17 protein-coding genes are annotated in these 15305 nt (G+C 56.7%); 7 read left to right on the top strand and 10 right to left on the bottom strand.

The genetic code is table 11. The features are described from left to right. The first annotated feature begins 147 nt into the window (after positions 1-147). Complete coding sequence (gene dacC, locus USH94_RS07140; protein ID WP_111963928.1) at positions 148-1353, top strand: serine-type D-Ala-D-Ala carboxypeptidase; 1206 nt, start codon at positions 148-150, stop codon at positions 1351-1353. A 66-nt stretch (positions 1354-1419) separates the two neighbouring features. Here dacC and deoR read toward each other — a convergent pair whose 3' ends face one another. From deoR to USH94_RS07125, 3 genes are all read right to left on the bottom strand, one after another. Then, a complete protein-coding gene (deoR, locus tag USH94_RS07135; RefSeq protein ID WP_008503427.1) occupies positions 1420-2178 on the bottom strand; it encodes a DNA-binding transcriptional repressor DeoR in 759 nt (252 codons plus the stop codon). A 67-nt stretch (positions 2179-2245) separates the two neighbouring features. After that, the gene (gene ybjG, locus USH94_RS07130; protein WP_111963866.1) at positions 2246-2854 is read right to left on the bottom strand and encodes an undecaprenyl-diphosphate phosphatase; all 609 of its coding nucleotides are present in this window, start codon (positions 2852-2854) and stop codon (positions 2246-2248) included. A gap of 7 nt (positions 2855-2861) precedes the next feature. Then, complete coding sequence (locus USH94_RS07125; protein ID WP_111963867.1) at positions 2862-3590, bottom strand: phosphatase PAP2 family protein; 729 nt, start codon at positions 3588-3590, stop codon at positions 2862-2864. Positions 3591-3758: 168 nt separating this feature from the next. On the opposite strand from USH94_RS07125, the gene USH94_RS07120 reads away from it, so the two are divergent. Then, the gene (locus USH94_RS07120) at positions 3759-4991 is read left to right on the top strand and encodes an MFS transporter (protein WP_111963868.1); all 1233 of its coding nucleotides are present in this window, start codon (positions 3759-3761) and stop codon (positions 4989-4991) included. A gap of 67 nt (positions 4992-5058) precedes the next feature. Here USH94_RS07120 and USH94_RS07115 read toward each other — a convergent pair whose 3' ends face one another. Together USH94_RS07115 and USH94_RS07110 are read right to left on the bottom strand one after the other, a co-directional pair. Continuing rightward, positions 5059-5871 (bottom strand): Cof-type HAD-IIB family hydrolase, encoded by an 813-nt coding sequence (locus USH94_RS07115; RefSeq protein ID WP_111963869.1) that lies wholly within the window; start codon positions 5869-5871, stop codon positions 5059-5061. Beyond that, positions 5861-7075, bottom strand: coding sequence for an MFS transporter (locus USH94_RS07110; RefSeq protein ID WP_111963870.1), 1215 nt, complete (start codon positions 7073-7075; stop codon positions 5861-5863). Before USH94_RS07110 ends, USH94_RS07115 begins: the two co-directional genes overlap by 11 nt. An 81-nt stretch (positions 7076-7156) precedes the next feature. On the opposite strand from USH94_RS07110, the gene USH94_RS07105 reads away from it, so the two are divergent. After that, the gene (locus USH94_RS07105) at positions 7157-7708 is read left to right on the top strand and encodes a TetR/AcrR family transcriptional regulator (RefSeq protein ID WP_111963929.1); all 552 of its coding nucleotides are present in this window, start codon (positions 7157-7159) and stop codon (positions 7706-7708) included. Positions 7709-7729: 21 nt separating this feature from the next. On the opposite strand, the gene arsC is transcribed toward USH94_RS07105, so the two are convergent. The 4 genes from arsC to USH94_RS07085 form a co-directional block, all read right to left on the bottom strand. After that, the gene (arsC, locus tag USH94_RS07100; RefSeq protein WP_111963871.1) at positions 7730-8161 is read right to left on the bottom strand and encodes a glutaredoxin-dependent arsenate reductase; all 432 of its coding nucleotides are present in this window, start codon (positions 8159-8161) and stop codon (positions 7730-7732) included. Positions 8162-8173: 12 nt separating this feature from the next. Then, complete coding sequence (locus USH94_RS07095) at positions 8174-9463, bottom strand: arsenic transporter (RefSeq protein ID WP_111963872.1); 1290 nt, start codon at positions 9461-9463, stop codon at positions 8174-8176. 40 nt (positions 9464-9503) lie between these two features. After that, positions 9504-9824 (bottom strand): metalloregulator ArsR/SmtB family transcription factor, encoded by a 321-nt coding sequence (locus USH94_RS07090; RefSeq protein ID WP_111963873.1) that lies wholly within the window; start codon positions 9822-9824, stop codon positions 9504-9506. A gap of 251 nt (positions 9825-10075) precedes the next feature. Beyond that, positions 10076-11761 (bottom strand): aspartate:alanine antiporter, encoded by a 1686-nt coding sequence (locus USH94_RS07085; RefSeq protein WP_111963874.1) that lies wholly within the window; start codon positions 11759-11761, stop codon positions 10076-10078. A 273-nt stretch (positions 11762-12034) separates the two neighbouring features. Between USH94_RS07085 and USH94_RS07080 the strand changes: the two genes are divergently transcribed. Further along, complete coding sequence (locus USH94_RS07080) at positions 12035-12409, top strand: inner membrane protein YbjM (RefSeq protein WP_111963875.1); 375 nt, start codon at positions 12035-12037, stop codon at positions 12407-12409. A 30-nt stretch (positions 12410-12439) separates the two neighbouring features. Here USH94_RS07080 and USH94_RS07075 read toward each other — a convergent pair whose 3' ends face one another. After that, entirely contained in the window at positions 12440-12709 is a 270-nt protein-coding gene (locus USH94_RS07075) for a GrxA family glutaredoxin (RefSeq protein WP_006809455.1), read from the bottom strand. 184 nt (positions 12710-12893) lie between these two features. Between USH94_RS07075 and nfsA the strand changes: the two genes are divergently transcribed. The 3 genes from nfsA (at position 12894) to USH94_RS07060 (ending at position 15128) form a co-directional block, all read left to right on the top strand. Beyond that, complete coding sequence (gene nfsA, locus USH94_RS07070; RefSeq protein ID WP_111963876.1) at positions 12894-13616, top strand: nitroreductase NfsA; 723 nt, start codon at positions 12894-12896, stop codon at positions 13614-13616. Between the two features lie 69 nt (positions 13617-13685). Next, positions 13686-14588, top strand: coding sequence for a 30S ribosomal protein S6--L-glutamate ligase (rimK, locus tag USH94_RS07065; RefSeq protein WP_111963877.1), 903 nt, complete (start codon positions 13686-13688; stop codon positions 14586-14588). Between the two features lie 63 nt (positions 14589-14651). Then, positions 14652-15128, top strand: a complete 477-nt coding sequence (locus USH94_RS07060) for a YbjN domain-containing protein (protein WP_014169308.1) — start codon at positions 14652-14654, stop codon at positions 15126-15128. Positions 15129-15305 lie beyond the last annotated feature (177 nt).

Below are 15305 nucleotides of genomic sequence, written 5' to 3'. Positions count from 1 at the left end.
ATCAAAGCGTATCTGAATGTTATTGCATAAACTTTAATAACTTTACCCTCGTTGGGTTTCTTTAACCGTTTTAGTGCGCTATTACTCATCGCTTCTTGCGACACGGTGATGTGACGTAATTTTTGAATGGACACTCGGGTGGCATTTATGACGCGTAAAATGACTTCTCTGCGCAGCCTTGCGACAGGCTCTGCGCTCCTTTTCATGTTTGCACCAACTCTCTACGCAGCTGAGCAGGCTGCGCCCGAAGCGCCGCCTGTGGACGCGCGCGCATGGATCCTGATGGATTATTCCAGCGGTAAAGTTCTGGCGGAAGGTAATGCAGATGAGAAACTCGATCCGGCAAGCCTGACCAAAATCATGACCAGCTATGTGGTGGGTCAGGCGCTGAAAGCGGGCAAGATCAAGCTGGACGATATGGTCACCATCGGGAAGGATGCCTGGGCGACCGGCAACCCGGCGCTGCGGGGCTCTTCGGTGATGTTCCTGAAGCCTGGGGATCAGGTCTCCGTTTCCGATCTGAACAAAGGGGTAATTATTCAGTCGGGAAATGATGCATGCATCGCGCTGGCCGATTATGTTGCCGGCAGCCAGGATTCTTTCATTGGCTTGATGAATGGCTATGCGCAGAAACTGGGCTTAACCAACACCACGTTCAAAACGGTTCACGGTCTGGATTCGCCGGGACAGTTCAGTACCGCGCGCGACATGGCGCTGCTGGGGAAAGCGCTGATCCACGACGTGCCGGATGAATACGCCATCCATAAAGAGAAAGAGTTTACCTTCAATAAAATCCGTCAGCCGAACCGCAACCGACTGTTGTGGAGCAGCAACGTTAACGTGGACGGAATGAAAACCGGCACCACGGCGGGCGCGGGCTATAACCTGGTGGCCTCCGCGACCCAGGGCGACATGCGCCTGATTTCGGTAGTGCTGGGCACCAAAACCGACCGTATTCGCTTTAATGAGTCAGAAAAACTGCTGACGTGGGGCTTCCGCTTCTATGAAACCGTGACGCCGATTAAACCGGATGCCACGTTCGTCAGCCAGCGCGTCTGGTTTGGTGACAAGAGCGAAGTGAACCTGGGCGCGGGTGAGGCGGGCTCGGTGACCATTCCGCGTGGTCAGCTGAAAAACCTGAAGGCCAGCTACACCCTGACCGACCCGCAGCTCACCGCGCCACTGAAAAAAGGTCAGGTAGTCGGGACGATTGATTTCCAGCTAAACGGTAAATCAATTGAACAGCGTCCGTTAATTGTAATGGAAGCGGTCGAAGAGGGCGGCTTCTTCAGCCGGATGTGGGATTTCGTGATGATGAAATTCCACGGGTGGTTCGGCAGCTGGTTCAGCTAAACCTGATGGTTTTCTCCCTCTCCCTGTGGGAGAGGGCTGGGGTGAGGGCATCAGACCGCACCCCTCTTAATACATCAATTTCACCTGCTGCGCCTTCGCGTGGGCCACAATCTCGTCGTCCGGGCGGCAGTCGCTAACGATGGCGTCGAACTGCGCCAGCTCGCCCATTCTTGCCGAACGGACCTTACCAAACTTGCTGTGATCGACCACCAGCACATGGTACTGCGCGGCGCTTAATGCCCAGTGCTTCACCGGTAGCTCTTCCAGGTTAAAGCAGGTCGCGCCCTGGCGCACGTTGACGCCCGCCGCGGAATAAAACGCGATATCCGGGCAGAGATTGCTGAGCGTGTCCTGCAGGTTGAGCGGCTTAAAGATGGCGTTGCTGGCGTGAAACTCGCCGCCGCACAGGATCACCCGGCACTCGGGTTTCTCCTGAAGCGCCAGAAAGGTGTTCAGGGAGTAGCACACGGCAGTAAAAGGAATGCTGCTGTCGATGGCCTCGATAATCCACGGCGTGGTGGTGCCGCAGTCAAAAAATAGCGTCTGGTGCGGCTGTACCAGCGAGGCTGCAAGCCGGGCGGCTTTGCGTTTCTCTTCCACCAGGCGCGTCTTCTGGTCGCTGATCAGATAATGGCTGGCGCTACGCGGCTCAAGCACAATATACCCGCCCAGCAGCACGACGGGCGCGCTTTCGCTGTTAAGATCCCGACGAATGGTCATCTCTGAGACGCCGAGGAGGTTGGCGGCTTCCTTAAGATGCAGCTTATCGCTGCGCTTCAGCGCCTGTAGCAGCTGAGCAATGCGGTCATCGCGACGTGTTTCCATAGTTCCTCGGGATAAAAAAGTGAACCCCCGCAGGGCGGGGGTTCAAGTGTAACCTGTCAGGTTGGGGTTAGTCACGTATCCAGCCTTTGCGGATCGGGATAGCGAAAATGGCGCGATAGAGTGATGACAGCGTGCGGTAGAGCGCTTCACCAAAGAGGCTCCACAGGATAGCCGCGCTCACGCAGCCAATCAGCCCGACCAGGAAGCCGCCCACCATATCCAGCGGCCAGTGGACGCCCAGGTAAACGCGAGACCAGGCGATGGCCACGGCGACCACCATCAGCACCGCACCAGACCACAGGCGATGCCAGAACAGGAAGGCTAGCGCAAAGGTGAAGATCACCGTACCGTGATCGCTCGGGAACGAGTCATCCGGCGCATGATGCAGGAAGGTATAGCCGACGTGATCGACAAACGGACGATCGTGCGGGAACGCGTGGCCCAGAATGTAGCTCACCAGGACGCTTACGCCGAGAGCCATCGCCACTTTGATTACCAGCTTGCGCTGTGCTTTTACCTGGCTACGAGGCCCCCACAGCCAGAGAATGGCTGCCAGCGCGGGCACGATACCGATCAGGTCTTTTGCCAGAAAGGTGGCAAAGTCGATCATCCACTCGGGCGAGGCCGGTGTGGCGTTGATCAGATAAAACAGCTGATAATTCAGATTCTCTAGCATAGCGTTATCACTCTTTAGCAAACCGGGTGGAAATCAGCCCGTAGACCACCACCTGGGAAAACCAGACCCACCACCCGGCCCACAGGTTGTGAGAGAAAAAATGCGCCCCGCGCATGACCTGACCGAAGCCCATCGCCAGACCTAACACCACGCCCAGCGCGACGAAGAACCAGGCGAGACGCGGACGTTCGCGCCAGAAGGCAAAAAACAGCCCCATCACCATAAAGCCGCTGGAGGCATGACCGCCGGGGAAACAGCGCCCCGGACCGCTGTCAGCAGGAATGGCGCTGAACAGGGGGTAGGACACGGCCTTCCCGCCATATTCCACCAGGTCCCACGGACAGCTGTGATGGCTCATGCTCTTCAGCAGGCCTACCACCAGCGCGCCAACGCCCATCAGCAGCGCTGCCGTAACCAGCCTTGCGTTACGCTTGTAGGCGCCGTAAAACAGCGCCACGGCGCCTGAGGCGATGGCAATGTACTTCGCCAGTCGGTGGTTGAGCAGATCCAGCAGGTGGTCTTTCTGCAGCGGAAAGCTCTGCGTCGCCGCGTCATACCAAAAGCCGGTAATCCATCTGTCGAGCGCTTCATTGCGCGATAGCCACGTAAATACCACGGCAAGGGTAATCAGTATGAAAAGCTGATAACCATAAAAGCGGGACGGTAAGCGGTAAAGGCGTTTTGTCTTATTTGTCTGTAACTTAGACAATTCTGAACGGCTGGAGGTAAGTGCCATGATTTGGGGTCGTTGACGAGTAATGGGGCTATCATAAAAGTGTCAACTTAAGGAAACCTTAAACGAAGACGATATGTGCTTTATTTCTGTTTATCCTCGATAAATCACTATCTCGGGCTGCGGCATTTCATTACACTCGTCGCGATTTTGTCATTATAAAGAGATTGCATGTTAAACCGTTCTTCTTCTGGTTCACGTCTGGGTCGTCAGGCGTTGCTTTTCCCTCTGTGTCTGGTGCTCTACGAATTTTCTACCTATATCGGCAACGATATGATCCAGCCCGGTATGCTGGCCGTGGTGGCGCAGTACAACGCCGGAATCGAGTGGGTACCGACCTCCATGACCGCCTATCTGGCCGGCGGCATGTTTTTGCAGTGGCTGTTAGGCCCGCTGTCGGATCGTATTGGCCGCCGTCCTGTGATGCTGACGGGCGTGGTGTGGTTTATCGTCACCTGTCTTGCCACGCTGCTGGCGCAAAACATTGAACAATTTACCCTGCTGCGCTTCCTGCAGGGGGTGAGCCTGTGCTTTATCGGCGCCGTGGGGTATGCCGCCATTCAGGAATCGTTTGAAGAGGCGGTGTGTATCAAAATTACCGCGCTGATGGCGAACGTGGCGCTGATTGCCCCATTACTCGGGCCGCTGGTGGGTGCCGCGTGGGTGCATATGGCGCCATGGGAAGGGATGTTTGTGCTGTTTGCCGTTCTCGCCGCCATCGCGTTCTTTGGTCTGCACCGGGCGATGCCGGAAACGGCCACCCGCATCGGCGAGAAACTCTCGCTGAAAGAGCTGGGTCGGGATTATAAAGAAGTGCTGAAGAATGGCCGCTTTGTGGCGGGCGCGCTGGCGACCGGGTTCGTTAGCCTGCCGCTGCTGGCGTGGATCGCCCAGTCTCCGGTTATTATCATCAGCGGCGAAAAGCTCAGCAGCTATGAGTATGGTCTGCTGCAGGTGCCGATCTTTGGCGCGCTGATTATCGGGAACCTGGTGCTGGCACGTTTGACGTCACGCCGCACCGTGCGTTCGCTAATTATCATGGGCGGCTGGCCGATTGCGGCAGGGTTGATTCTGGCGGCGGTGGCGACCGTCGCGTCATCACACGCTTATCTGTGGATGACGGCGGGACTGAGCATCTACGCCTTCGGGATTGGCGTGGCCAACGCCGGTCTGGTGCGCCTGACGCTGTTCGCCAGCGAGATGAGTAAAGGCACGGTCTCCGCGGCGATGGGGATGCTCCAGATGCTGATTTTTACCGTAGGTATCGAGGTGAGCAAGCATGCCTACGCGATGGGCGGCAACGGGCTGTTCAGCCTGTTTAACCTCGCCAACGGCGTGCTGTGGGTTGCCCTGATGGTGGTGTTCCTGAAAGACAAACGCGTTGGAAACGCCCTGCAACCTTAATCTTTTTTCCCTCTCCCCTTTGGGGAGAGGGCCAGGGTGAGGGGCGAGGCCGCCAGACCGCTCGCGGTCAATTAAACGGCGCCTCCCCATCCAGCACCTTATCAATCACATCCAACACGCCTTCATCGTTATTGTGCGGCGCTTCAAAACGCGCCGCCGCTTTGATATGCGGTCTGGCATTAGCCATCGCAAAGCTGAACCCGGACTGGCGCAGCATCTCCACGTCGTTGCCGCTGTCGCCGAAGGCCACCACTTCGCTATCGGCTATGCCCCAGCGCTTTTGCAGGATCCGCAGGCCGTTTGCTTTGTGCACGCCGGGGATGATCAGGTCGATACTGCCGTGACCGGTGGTGACGGGCACCATGATGTCACTCAGCTTTTCATGCAGCAGCGCCTGAATACGCGGAATTTCATCGTCAGACACGTTGAGCCCGAACTTGAAGAAAATATCGTTCAGGTTGTCGAAATCGCTGACCATTTCCAGACGGTGATAGTACTTCGCCGCGATACCCTTAAAGCCTTCGTCATAGCACTTCAGCGTGTAGGCGCTGCTCTTCCCGCAGGCGATAATCTCAATGCCGGGAACGTCGCTTAACACGTTCGCAACGGTCTCGAAATGGGCTTTCGACAGTTCACCGTTAAAGACGTCTTCACCCTCACTTACGACCCAGCCGCCGTTTTCGGCGACGAATGAAATTTCATGCGCAATCTCCGGGAAAAAGGAGATCAGCTGGTAGAACTGGTTGCCGCTGGCGACCACGAAGCGAATGCCTTGCGCCTTCATGCGGGCGTACTGCGCCAGAAAGCGCGGACGATTGTAGGTCTTGGCATCGCTGAGGAATGTGCCATCCATGTCGACGGCAATCAGTTTAACGCTCATATCCCTTCTCCAGTGTCGTTTGATTCGTTTCCGGCTTTGCCACCGCGCGCGCCACCAGCGCCGCGATGATGACCAACCCTAACACCACCAGCATGGCGCTGCGCAGCCCGTAGTGCTCGCCGAGGAAGCCAAGCAGCGGCGGCCCGACCAGGAAGGCGAGATAGCCCGTGGTTGCCACCACGCTGACGCGCGTCGGGGCATCCGGGCCGGTATCGCTGGCGGCTGAAATGGTAAGCGGAAAGCCGAGCGACGCGCCCAGTCCCCAGAGGATCACCGAGACCCCGGCAATCCAGTCCACATCGACAAATATGATCATCGCGATACCCAGGCCGCCCAGCAGGGCGCTGGCGCGCACCACCGCTACGCGGCTGTAGCGGTCGATAAACCAGCCGCCGGTGAAGCGCCCGACGGTCATCCCCAGCGTAAACCCGGCGTAGATCAGCGAGCCGGAGGTCGGGCTAAAGCCGTGACCGTCTACCATCAGCAGCGGCAGCCAGTCGTTGGCGGACCCTTCGGCGAAGGCCATAGCCAGCACCACCACGCCGATCAGCATCAACTGGAAGTCGCGGTAGAAGGGCAGCCCTTTTTCGGCCGAGTGCTGTTTGTCAGCGGAGTTCTTACCTGTGCCGTCCGGGATCGCCCGGATGCCGGTCAGAATAGGAATGATACACACCAGCGCTGCCAGCAGGATATGCAGATTGGCGCTCACGCCAGTGGCCGTCAGCGCCATTCCCACGCCCGCACCGGCCAGCGTGCCGAGGCTGTAAAAACCGTGCATCATCGGCAGCACGGTTTTGTTCATCTCACGCTCGACAGCCGCTCCTTCAACGTTGATGGCAACTTCCGCCGAACCGAAGCTGCCGCCAAATACCGTCAGCCCCAGCGCAAACAGCACCGGTGAGGCAAACCACAGCGCGACGCTGAGCACGATCATCCCGAATACCGCGAAGCACATGGTGGTGCGGATCACCGCCCGCGTACCGAAGCGCTTCACCAGCCACGCGGAGCAGAGGATGCCGCTCATGGAGCCTATCGACAGGCCAAACAGCACGATACCCATCTCAGCTGTAGAGACGGACAAAATGTCGCGAATGGCGGGGGTGCGCGTGGCCCAGGAGGCCATCAGCAGACCGGGAATAAAGAAGAACATAAACAGCGCCCACATGCGGAGCTGCAGGGCTTTGCGGGAAGAGGTCAGCGTCATTGGGGTAGCACCAGAAGTACAACAATAGCGACAACACTAGCAAGTTTGTGTACATTTGTACACAAACCAGGTGAGGAAATGATGAGCAGACCACCCAACGATCCGCATCGCCGGGAGAAAATCCTGCAGGCGACCCTCGACACCATTGCTGAACACGGTATTCACGCCGTCACGCACCGGAAAATCGCCACCTGCGCGGGCGTGCCGCTGGGGTCGATGACCTACTATTTCGACGGTATGGAGCCGCTGCTGGAGGAGGCCTTCACGTGGTTTACCCGCCAGATGTCGCAGCAGTACCGGGATTTCTTCGCGGGCGTCACCGGGCCGGAAATGGCGTGCGAATCCATTACCACTCTGATCCACAGCTCGCAGGTGACGACGCCGCACAACATGGCGCTGATGTATCAGCTTTACGCTTTTATGCACCGCAGCGCGGCGCTCAAAACGGTGATGCAGGACTGGATGAAGATGAGCCAGACAACGCTCGAGCAGTGGTTCGACCCGGTCACCACCCGCGCGCTGGATGCCTTTATTGAAGGAATGACGCTGCACTACGTCACCGACCGGGCGCCGCTATCCCGCGAAGAGATCCGGGCGATGGTGGGGAGAATTGCGGGCGAGGGGAACCCTTAGGTATCGCTCGCCCTGCCAGTTTTACCTGCGCTCGATTTTATTCCCGCTGGCGTCAACCACCGCTTCGCCATCTTCTTTCGTAAATGCCCCTTTCTGTGCGTCCGGCAGTATGTCGAGGACGACTTCAGACGGGCGGCACAGGCGAGTGCCCAGCGGCGTCACGACGATCGGACGGTTAATCAGGATCGGGTATTGCAGCATAAAATCGATAAGCTGGTCGTCGGTGAAGCTGTCTTCGGCCAGGCCGAGCTGTTCGTAGGGCTCCACGTTTTTACGCAGCAGATCCCGCACCGAGATCCCCATATCGGCAATCAGGGTTGTCAGCTTATCGCGCGACGGCGGGGTTTCCAGATAGAGGATAATCTCTGGCTCCGTGCCGCTGTTGCGGATCATCTCCAGCGTGTTGCGCGACGTGCCGCAGGCGGGGTTGTGGTAGATAGTGATGTGGCTCATATCAGTGGCTCATTACAGTGTGAAGGAGAGACGTAGCGCCAGCGCGGCGAGCGTCACAAACAGGACCGGCAGCGTCATAATGATGCCCGTCCGGAAATAGTAGCCCCAGCTAATCGTCATGTTTTTCTGCGCCAGCACGTGAAGCCAGAGCAGGGTGGCAAGGCTGCCGATAGGCGTGATTTTCGGCCCCAAATCGCAGCCAATCACGTTGGCGTAAATCATTGCTTCCTTGACTAGTCCTGTCGCCGTACTGCCCTCAATGGAGAGCGCGCCAATCAGCACCGTGGGCATATTGTTCATTATGGATGACAGGAACGCGGTGATGAACCCGGTTCCCAGCGTGGTGGCCCACAGCCCTTGCCCGGCCAGGTTATTCAGTACGCCTGAGAGATATTCCGTCAGCCCGGCATTGCGCAGGCCATACACCACCAGATACATCCCCAGCGAGAAGATCACGATCTGCCACGGTGCGCCGCGCAGCACTTTTCCGGTATTTATCGCATGTCCGCGTTTTGCAACGGCAAACAAAACCAGCGCGCCCGCAGTCGCAATGGCGCTGACCGGAATACCCAGCGGTTCTAGCACAAAGAAACCGACGAGAAGAAGGAGCAGCACGATCCAGCCCGTTCTGAAGGTCGGGAGGTCGTGAATGGCCCGCGCGGGCTCACGCAGTTTTGCCAGGTCATATTCCGGGGGAATTTCCTTGCGGAAGAACAGATGGAGCATGGCCAGCGTTGCGGCAATCGCGGCGACATCAACGGGAATCATCACCGAAGCGTATTCGCTGAACCCCAGCGTGAAGAAGTCTGCCGAGACGATGTTGACCAGGTTCGACACAATCAGCGGCAGGCTGGCGGTATCGGCGATAAAACCTGCCGCCATCACAAATGCCAGCGTAGCCTGCTTGCTGAATCCCAGCGCCAGCAGCATGGCGATAACGATAGGGGTTAGGATCAGAGCCGCACCGTCATTGGCAAACAGCGCCGCCACGGCTGCGCCCAGCAGCACGATATACGTAAACAGCAATCTTCCGCGGCCGTTCCCCCAGCGGGCAACGTGCAGTGCCGCCCACTCGAAAAAGCCGGACTCATCCAGCAGCAGGCTGATGATGATGACGGCGATAAACGTTGCCGTGGCGTTCCAGACGATATTCCACACAACCGGAATATCGTTTACGTGAATAACGCCGCTGGCGAGCGCCAGTACGGCACCAATAGTCGCGCTCCAGCCGATGCTGAGCCCTCTGGGCTGCCAGATGACCAGTACCAGCGTAAACAGAAAAATAGCCCCTGCCAGAAACATCCTTTACTCCATTATATCTGTTTTTGTGAATGTGTTTTGCTTAGCACAAGCCCGGAAGTCGGTTTTTCAGCTTCATGCGCGTCTCTTCCCGCAGGCAGTTCCAGCTGTTGTCGATAATCGTTGCCGCCCACGCGGGCATGTTGGGAGAGAGACGGTAATAAACCCACTTACCCTCACGACGGTCGATAACCAGCCCGGACTCGCGCAGCAGCGCCATATGGCGGGAGACCTTCGGCTGCGATTCGGCGGTTGCGGCGCAGAGATCGCAGACGCACAGCTCGCCCGCTTCGCGGAGCAGCATGGCGATGGCGAGCCGCGTTTCGTCAGAGAGGGTTTTGAAGAGCTGGAGCGGGTGGAGCATGAGGGTTCCTGTCGGCGTGGCTTTTATATGCGTTTAATCATATATGTTTTAATGGTTGGAGAAAAGGTGAAATTGAGTAAGGGGAATTTCAGGCAACAAAAAACCCATCAACCTTGAACCAAAACGGCGGGGTTGATGGGCTCCACAAATTGGGGACATCAAAGAAAAGCAGTGGCACTAGTTATGACTGCCCCCTGATAAAAAAGTTCTGCGCGTAACGAAAATAATTTCACCACGCGCAAACTTAGGAGTTATCCGAGTCCCGGCCAGATGATAATGATCAGCGTACCCGCCAGCGTAAGCAGTACGTTAGCGATAGCGTACGTGCCTGCATACCCCAGCGCCGGGATGTTGCTGCGCGCGGTATCGCTGATGATTTCCATCGCAGGCGCACAGGTACGTGCGCCCATCATTGCCCCGAAGAGCAGGGCGCGGTTCATGCGCAGCACGTAGGCGCCGAACAGGAAGCAGATCACCACCGGCACCAGGCTGACGATAAGTCCGGAAACCAACATTTGCCAGCCGACGGCGCCCAGGCTGTGGCCAATGCCGCTGCCCGCGCTTAGGCCCACGCCCGCCATAAAGACCATCAGACCGAACTCTTTCACCATGTTCAGCGCGCCCTGCGGAATGTAGCCGAAGGTAGGATGGTTCGCTCGCAGGAAGCCTAGCATGATCCCGGCGAACAGCAGCCCGGCGGCGTTACCGATGCCGAAGCTAAAGTTGCTGAACTGGAAGGTGATCATCCCGATCATCAGGCCAACGATAAAGAAAGCGCAGAAGGCCAGCAGGTCGGTGACCTGGCTGTGAATGGAGATAAAGCCGATGCGGTCGGCCACGGTTTTCACGCGTCGGGCGTCGCCGCTGACCTGCAGCACGTCGCCTTTGTTGAGCACGACGTTGTCGTCGATAGGCATCTCAATCTGGCTGCGGATCACGCGGTTGAGGAAGCAGCCGTGGTCGGTCAGCTTCAGCTGCGCCAGGCGGCGGCCAACGGCGTTATGGTTTTTCACCACGATCTCTTCGGTGACGATACGCATGTCGAGCAGGTCGCGGTCGAACACCTCTTTGCCGTTACGGAAGCTCGGGTCGAGACGGGCGTGGGCGTCCGGGTAACCCACCAGCGCGATGTCGTCGCCCATCTGCAGAACCGCGTCGCCGTCCGGGTTCGCCAGAATGCCGTTGCGGCGGATACGTTCGATATAGCAGCCCGTCTGGCGGTAAATCCCCAGTTCGCGCAGATTCTTGCCGTCTGCCCATGCCACCAGCTCTGGCCCGACGCGATAGGCGCGGATCACCGGGAGATAGACTTTACGTTTGGAATCGGTATCCAGACCGCGCTCGCGGGCGATTTGCTGGGCGCTGGTCTGTAGATCCTGGTGCTGCAGTTTTGGCAGATAGCGTGCGCCAACGATCAGGCTCACCAGACCAATCAGATAGGTCAGGGCATAGCCCAGGCTCAGGTGGTCGAGTGCGGCAGAAAGCTGTGCGCCGGCCATGCCGGAATGACGCAGGGTATCACCGGCACCCACGAGCACGGGAGTGGAGGTCATGGAGCCTGCCAGCATACCGGCCGTTAACCCGATATCCCAGCCAAACAGTTTACCCAGTCCTAACGCGATCAGCAGCGCGCTGCCGACCATCACCAGCGCCAGCATCAGATAATTTTTGCCGTCGCGGAAGAAAATTGAAAAAAAGTTCGGTCCCGCTTCCACGCCAACACAAAAAATAAACAGCATAAAACCTAAGTTGAGCGCGTCCGTGTTAATGCTGAAGTGCTGCTGACCTAATAATAAGGAGACGACTAAAACGCCAATGGAATTACCAAGTTGAACTGAACCCAGGCGCAATTTACCCAGGCAAAGGCCCAGCGCCAGTACCACAAATAATAACAGGATGTAATTCCCATTTAACAAGTCTGCGACGTTTATATTCACGGAGGCTAACTTCTTGTTTACCAGTAAGTTGTTGAATGAAAGGACTATTTGGGCTACTGTTTTCTGGGTCAGGGAAAGGCGTTAACGCTCCCTGTTTCCTGCTTTATTCCCTAAAACATTAGCTGGCGTGTAGTTTAATCGCATTAGCTACTGACAGCTACCTATTATCGCATCACCCTGTGCGTACTTTGGCAAGGATTGCCGCATTGCTTTATCTGACTGGGCGTCTACCCGACGAAGCTGTATTTGATAGAGATAAGTCAGGAGGATAGTTTGAACATTAAACGAAACTGGGCGGGGGTGATCAGCTGCTTTTTGCTGTTTACCGTCGTGTGCATGTCGCTCGCTTTTAACCTGAAAGGGGCATTCAGGGCTGCAGGACACCCGGAGCTGGGGCTGCTCTTTTTTACCCTGCCGGGAGCGGCAGCCAGTTTTCTTTCCCGTAAAGGGGAAGTGGTCAAGCCGCTAATTGGCGCCATGCTGGCGGCACCACTGTGTCTGCTGCTGATGCGCATGCTGTATGTTTCAACGCGAAGTTTCTGGCAGGAGCTGGCGTGGTTGATGAGCGCCGTATTCTGGTGCGCCCTTGGCGCGCTCTGCTACTTATTTGTGCGCAGTCTGCTTCAACGCCGACGGCACCACAAATAAAAACGCCCTCTCGGTGAGGGCGTCCTTTCATTACTGGGCAGCAAACAGGCCCAGGTGCTCTTTGGCGTAAGCTTCGAAGTCGGTGCAGCCGCCGATGTGTTTCTGATCGAGGAAGATCTGCGGTACGGTTTCAACCGGCTTACCGACGGTTTTTTCGAGATCCGCTTTCGTGATGCCTTCCGCGTGGATATCCACGTAGCGGAAGTTGAAGTCATCGCGCTCTTCGGTCAGTTTCTCAGCCAGCTCTTTCGCGCGCACACAGTAAGGGCACCCTGGACGACCAAAAATTACTGCAAACATTTCTCTCTCCTCAAAAAACAAGCCTGACGGCGAATGACACGTATAGTGCCCCATAACCTCTCGTCATTAAAGAAGGTTTCGCCTGTCGTTATAATATCTATGAGCTATGTTTCGCCAATTACACCGCGCATATCATTGCCTATACTGGCTGGCATACGTATTAAGCAAGACAAAGAGAGACAAGATGACGCCAACCATAGACCTGCTCCTTTCCCATCGTTCCATTCGCCACTTCACCGATGAGCCGATTACCGATGCGCAGCGCGAAGCGATTATTAACAGCGCAAGGGCGACTTCAAGTTCCAGCTTCCTGCAGTGCAGCTCCATTATCCGCATTACCGACCCGGCCATGCGTGAACAGCTGGTGACGCTGACCGGCGGGCAGAAGCATGTGGCTCAGGCAGCCGAGTTCTGGGTATTCTGCGCCGACTTTAACCGCCACCTGCAGATCTGCCCTGAGGCCGAGCTCGGGCTGGCGGAACAGCTGCTGTTGGGCGTGGTGGATACCGCGCTGATGGCGCAAAACGCCTTTACTGCTGCGGAGTCGCTGGGATTAGGCGGCGTCTACATCGGAGGCCTGCGTAACAACATTCAAAGCGTGACCGACCTCCTGAAGCTGCCAAAACACGTGCTGCCGCTGTTTGGCCTGTGTCTCGGCTGGCCGGCGGATAACCCGGATCTGAAGCCGCGTATTCCCGCGGCGATGCTGGTGCACGAAAACCACTACCAGCCGGTCGATCAGGACGTTCTGAATCAATATGACGAAGAGCTGGCGAACTACTACCTGACGCGCGGCAGCAATAACCGTCGCGACACCTGGACTGACCATATTCGCCGCACCATCATTAAAGAAAATCGCCCGTTTATTCTTGATTATCTGCACAAACAGGGCTGGGCGACGCGATAGTCCATTTATCCTGCGCCTGCCTGCGTATATGATACGCAGGCTTTTTCCATGTCTTCAGAGAGGTGCAGGGTGAAAATTGCCATATTGTCCCGGGATGGAACGCTCTATTCATGTAAGCGTCTTCGGGAAGCGGCGGCGAAACGCGGACATCAGGTTGAGATCCTCGACCCGATGTCCTGCTATATGAACATTGACCCTGCCGCCTCGTCGATTCACTACAAAGGCCGCAAGCTGCCTCACTTTGATGCGGTGATCCCCCGCATCGGCTCCCAGATAACCTTTTACGGCACCGCTGCATTGCGCCAGTTCGAGATGCTGGGCAGCTATCCGCTCAACGAATCCGTCGCCATTTCACGCGCCCGCGACAAGCTGCGCTCGCTGCAGCTGCTCGCGCGCCAGGGGATCGATCTTCCCGTCACCGGGATTGCCCATTCACCGGACGACACCAGCGATCTGATCGACATGGTGGGCGGTGCCCCTTTGGTGATCAAGCTGGTGGAAGGCACACAGGGCATCGGCGTGGTGCTGGCGGAGACGCGTCAGGCAGCGGAGAGCGTGATTGACGCCTTCCGCGGGCTGAATGCCCATATTCTGGTGCAGGAGTACATTGAAGAGGCCAAAGGGCGCGACATCCGGTGTTTCGTGGTGGGAAACGAGGTGGTGGCGGCCATCGAGCGCCAGGCCAAAGAGGGCGATTTCCGCTCTAACCTTCACCGCGGCGGCATTGCCAGAATCGCCGATATCAGCGACCAGGAGCGGGAAATTGCCGTCAAAGCGGCGCAGACTTTGGGGCTGGACGTGGCAGGCGTAGACCTGCTGCGCGCGACGCGAGGGCCACTGGTTATGGAAGTGAACGCCTCGCCGGGGCTTGAAGGCGTGGAAAAAACCACAGGGGTCGATATTGCGGGTAAAATGATCTTATGGATCGAGCGTCATGCGACGCCGGGCTACTGTCTGAAAACGGGTGGTTAAATGGATTACCGCGCGCTTTTTAAGTACCCTATGCGAAGTTTTTATTAAAGAGGCTGCACAGCGATGGATTTACAGGTCGTACCTACACTGGATACGTTACGTCAATGGCTTGATGATGCCGGAATTACGTTTTTCGAATGCGATTCCTGCCAGGCGCTGCATCTGCCTCATATGCAGAATTTCGACGGCATTTTCGATGCCAAAATCGATCTGATTAACGACGTGATCCTTTTCTCCGCGCTGGCCGAAGTGAAGCCCTCTGCGCTGCTGGCGCTGGCTTCCGACCTGTCAGCGATTAACGCCAGTTCTTTGACGGTGAAAGCATTTCTCGACATACAGGATGATAATCTGCCAAAACTGGTCGTTTGCCAGTCTTTATTCTCAGGTGCCGGGCTGTCATTCAAGCAGTTCTCATGGTTTATGCGCCTGAGCGAAGAGCAAATTTCGATGGTCATGATGGAAGCCAATGCACACCATCTGCTGTATAGCGCGGAAGATGATGCAGAGAATAATGATGCATCTCCCAATTTTCTTCACTAAGCCTGTCTGACTTTTGCGCAGTCGCTGCCATAGCGGCTGCAGAAGGCCATTTTTTCTGCTGCTTTTAACCTTTCTTTAAAGAATTATTCACCTCCCTGAAGGCCGTTTCGGCTTATCACGTAGACTTAACCTGCATAAAAAATTGATAAAAGGCGTTTTTTCGTCTGGGCTATAGCC

The organism is Enterobacter sp. 148H3, assembly GCF_034107425.1.
GTDB lineage: Bacteria > Pseudomonadota > Gammaproteobacteria > Enterobacterales > Enterobacteriaceae > Enterobacter > Enterobacter vonholyi.
Note: the sequence above shows the minus strand (reverse complement) of the source record. Positions and strands in the feature narration are given on the sequence as shown.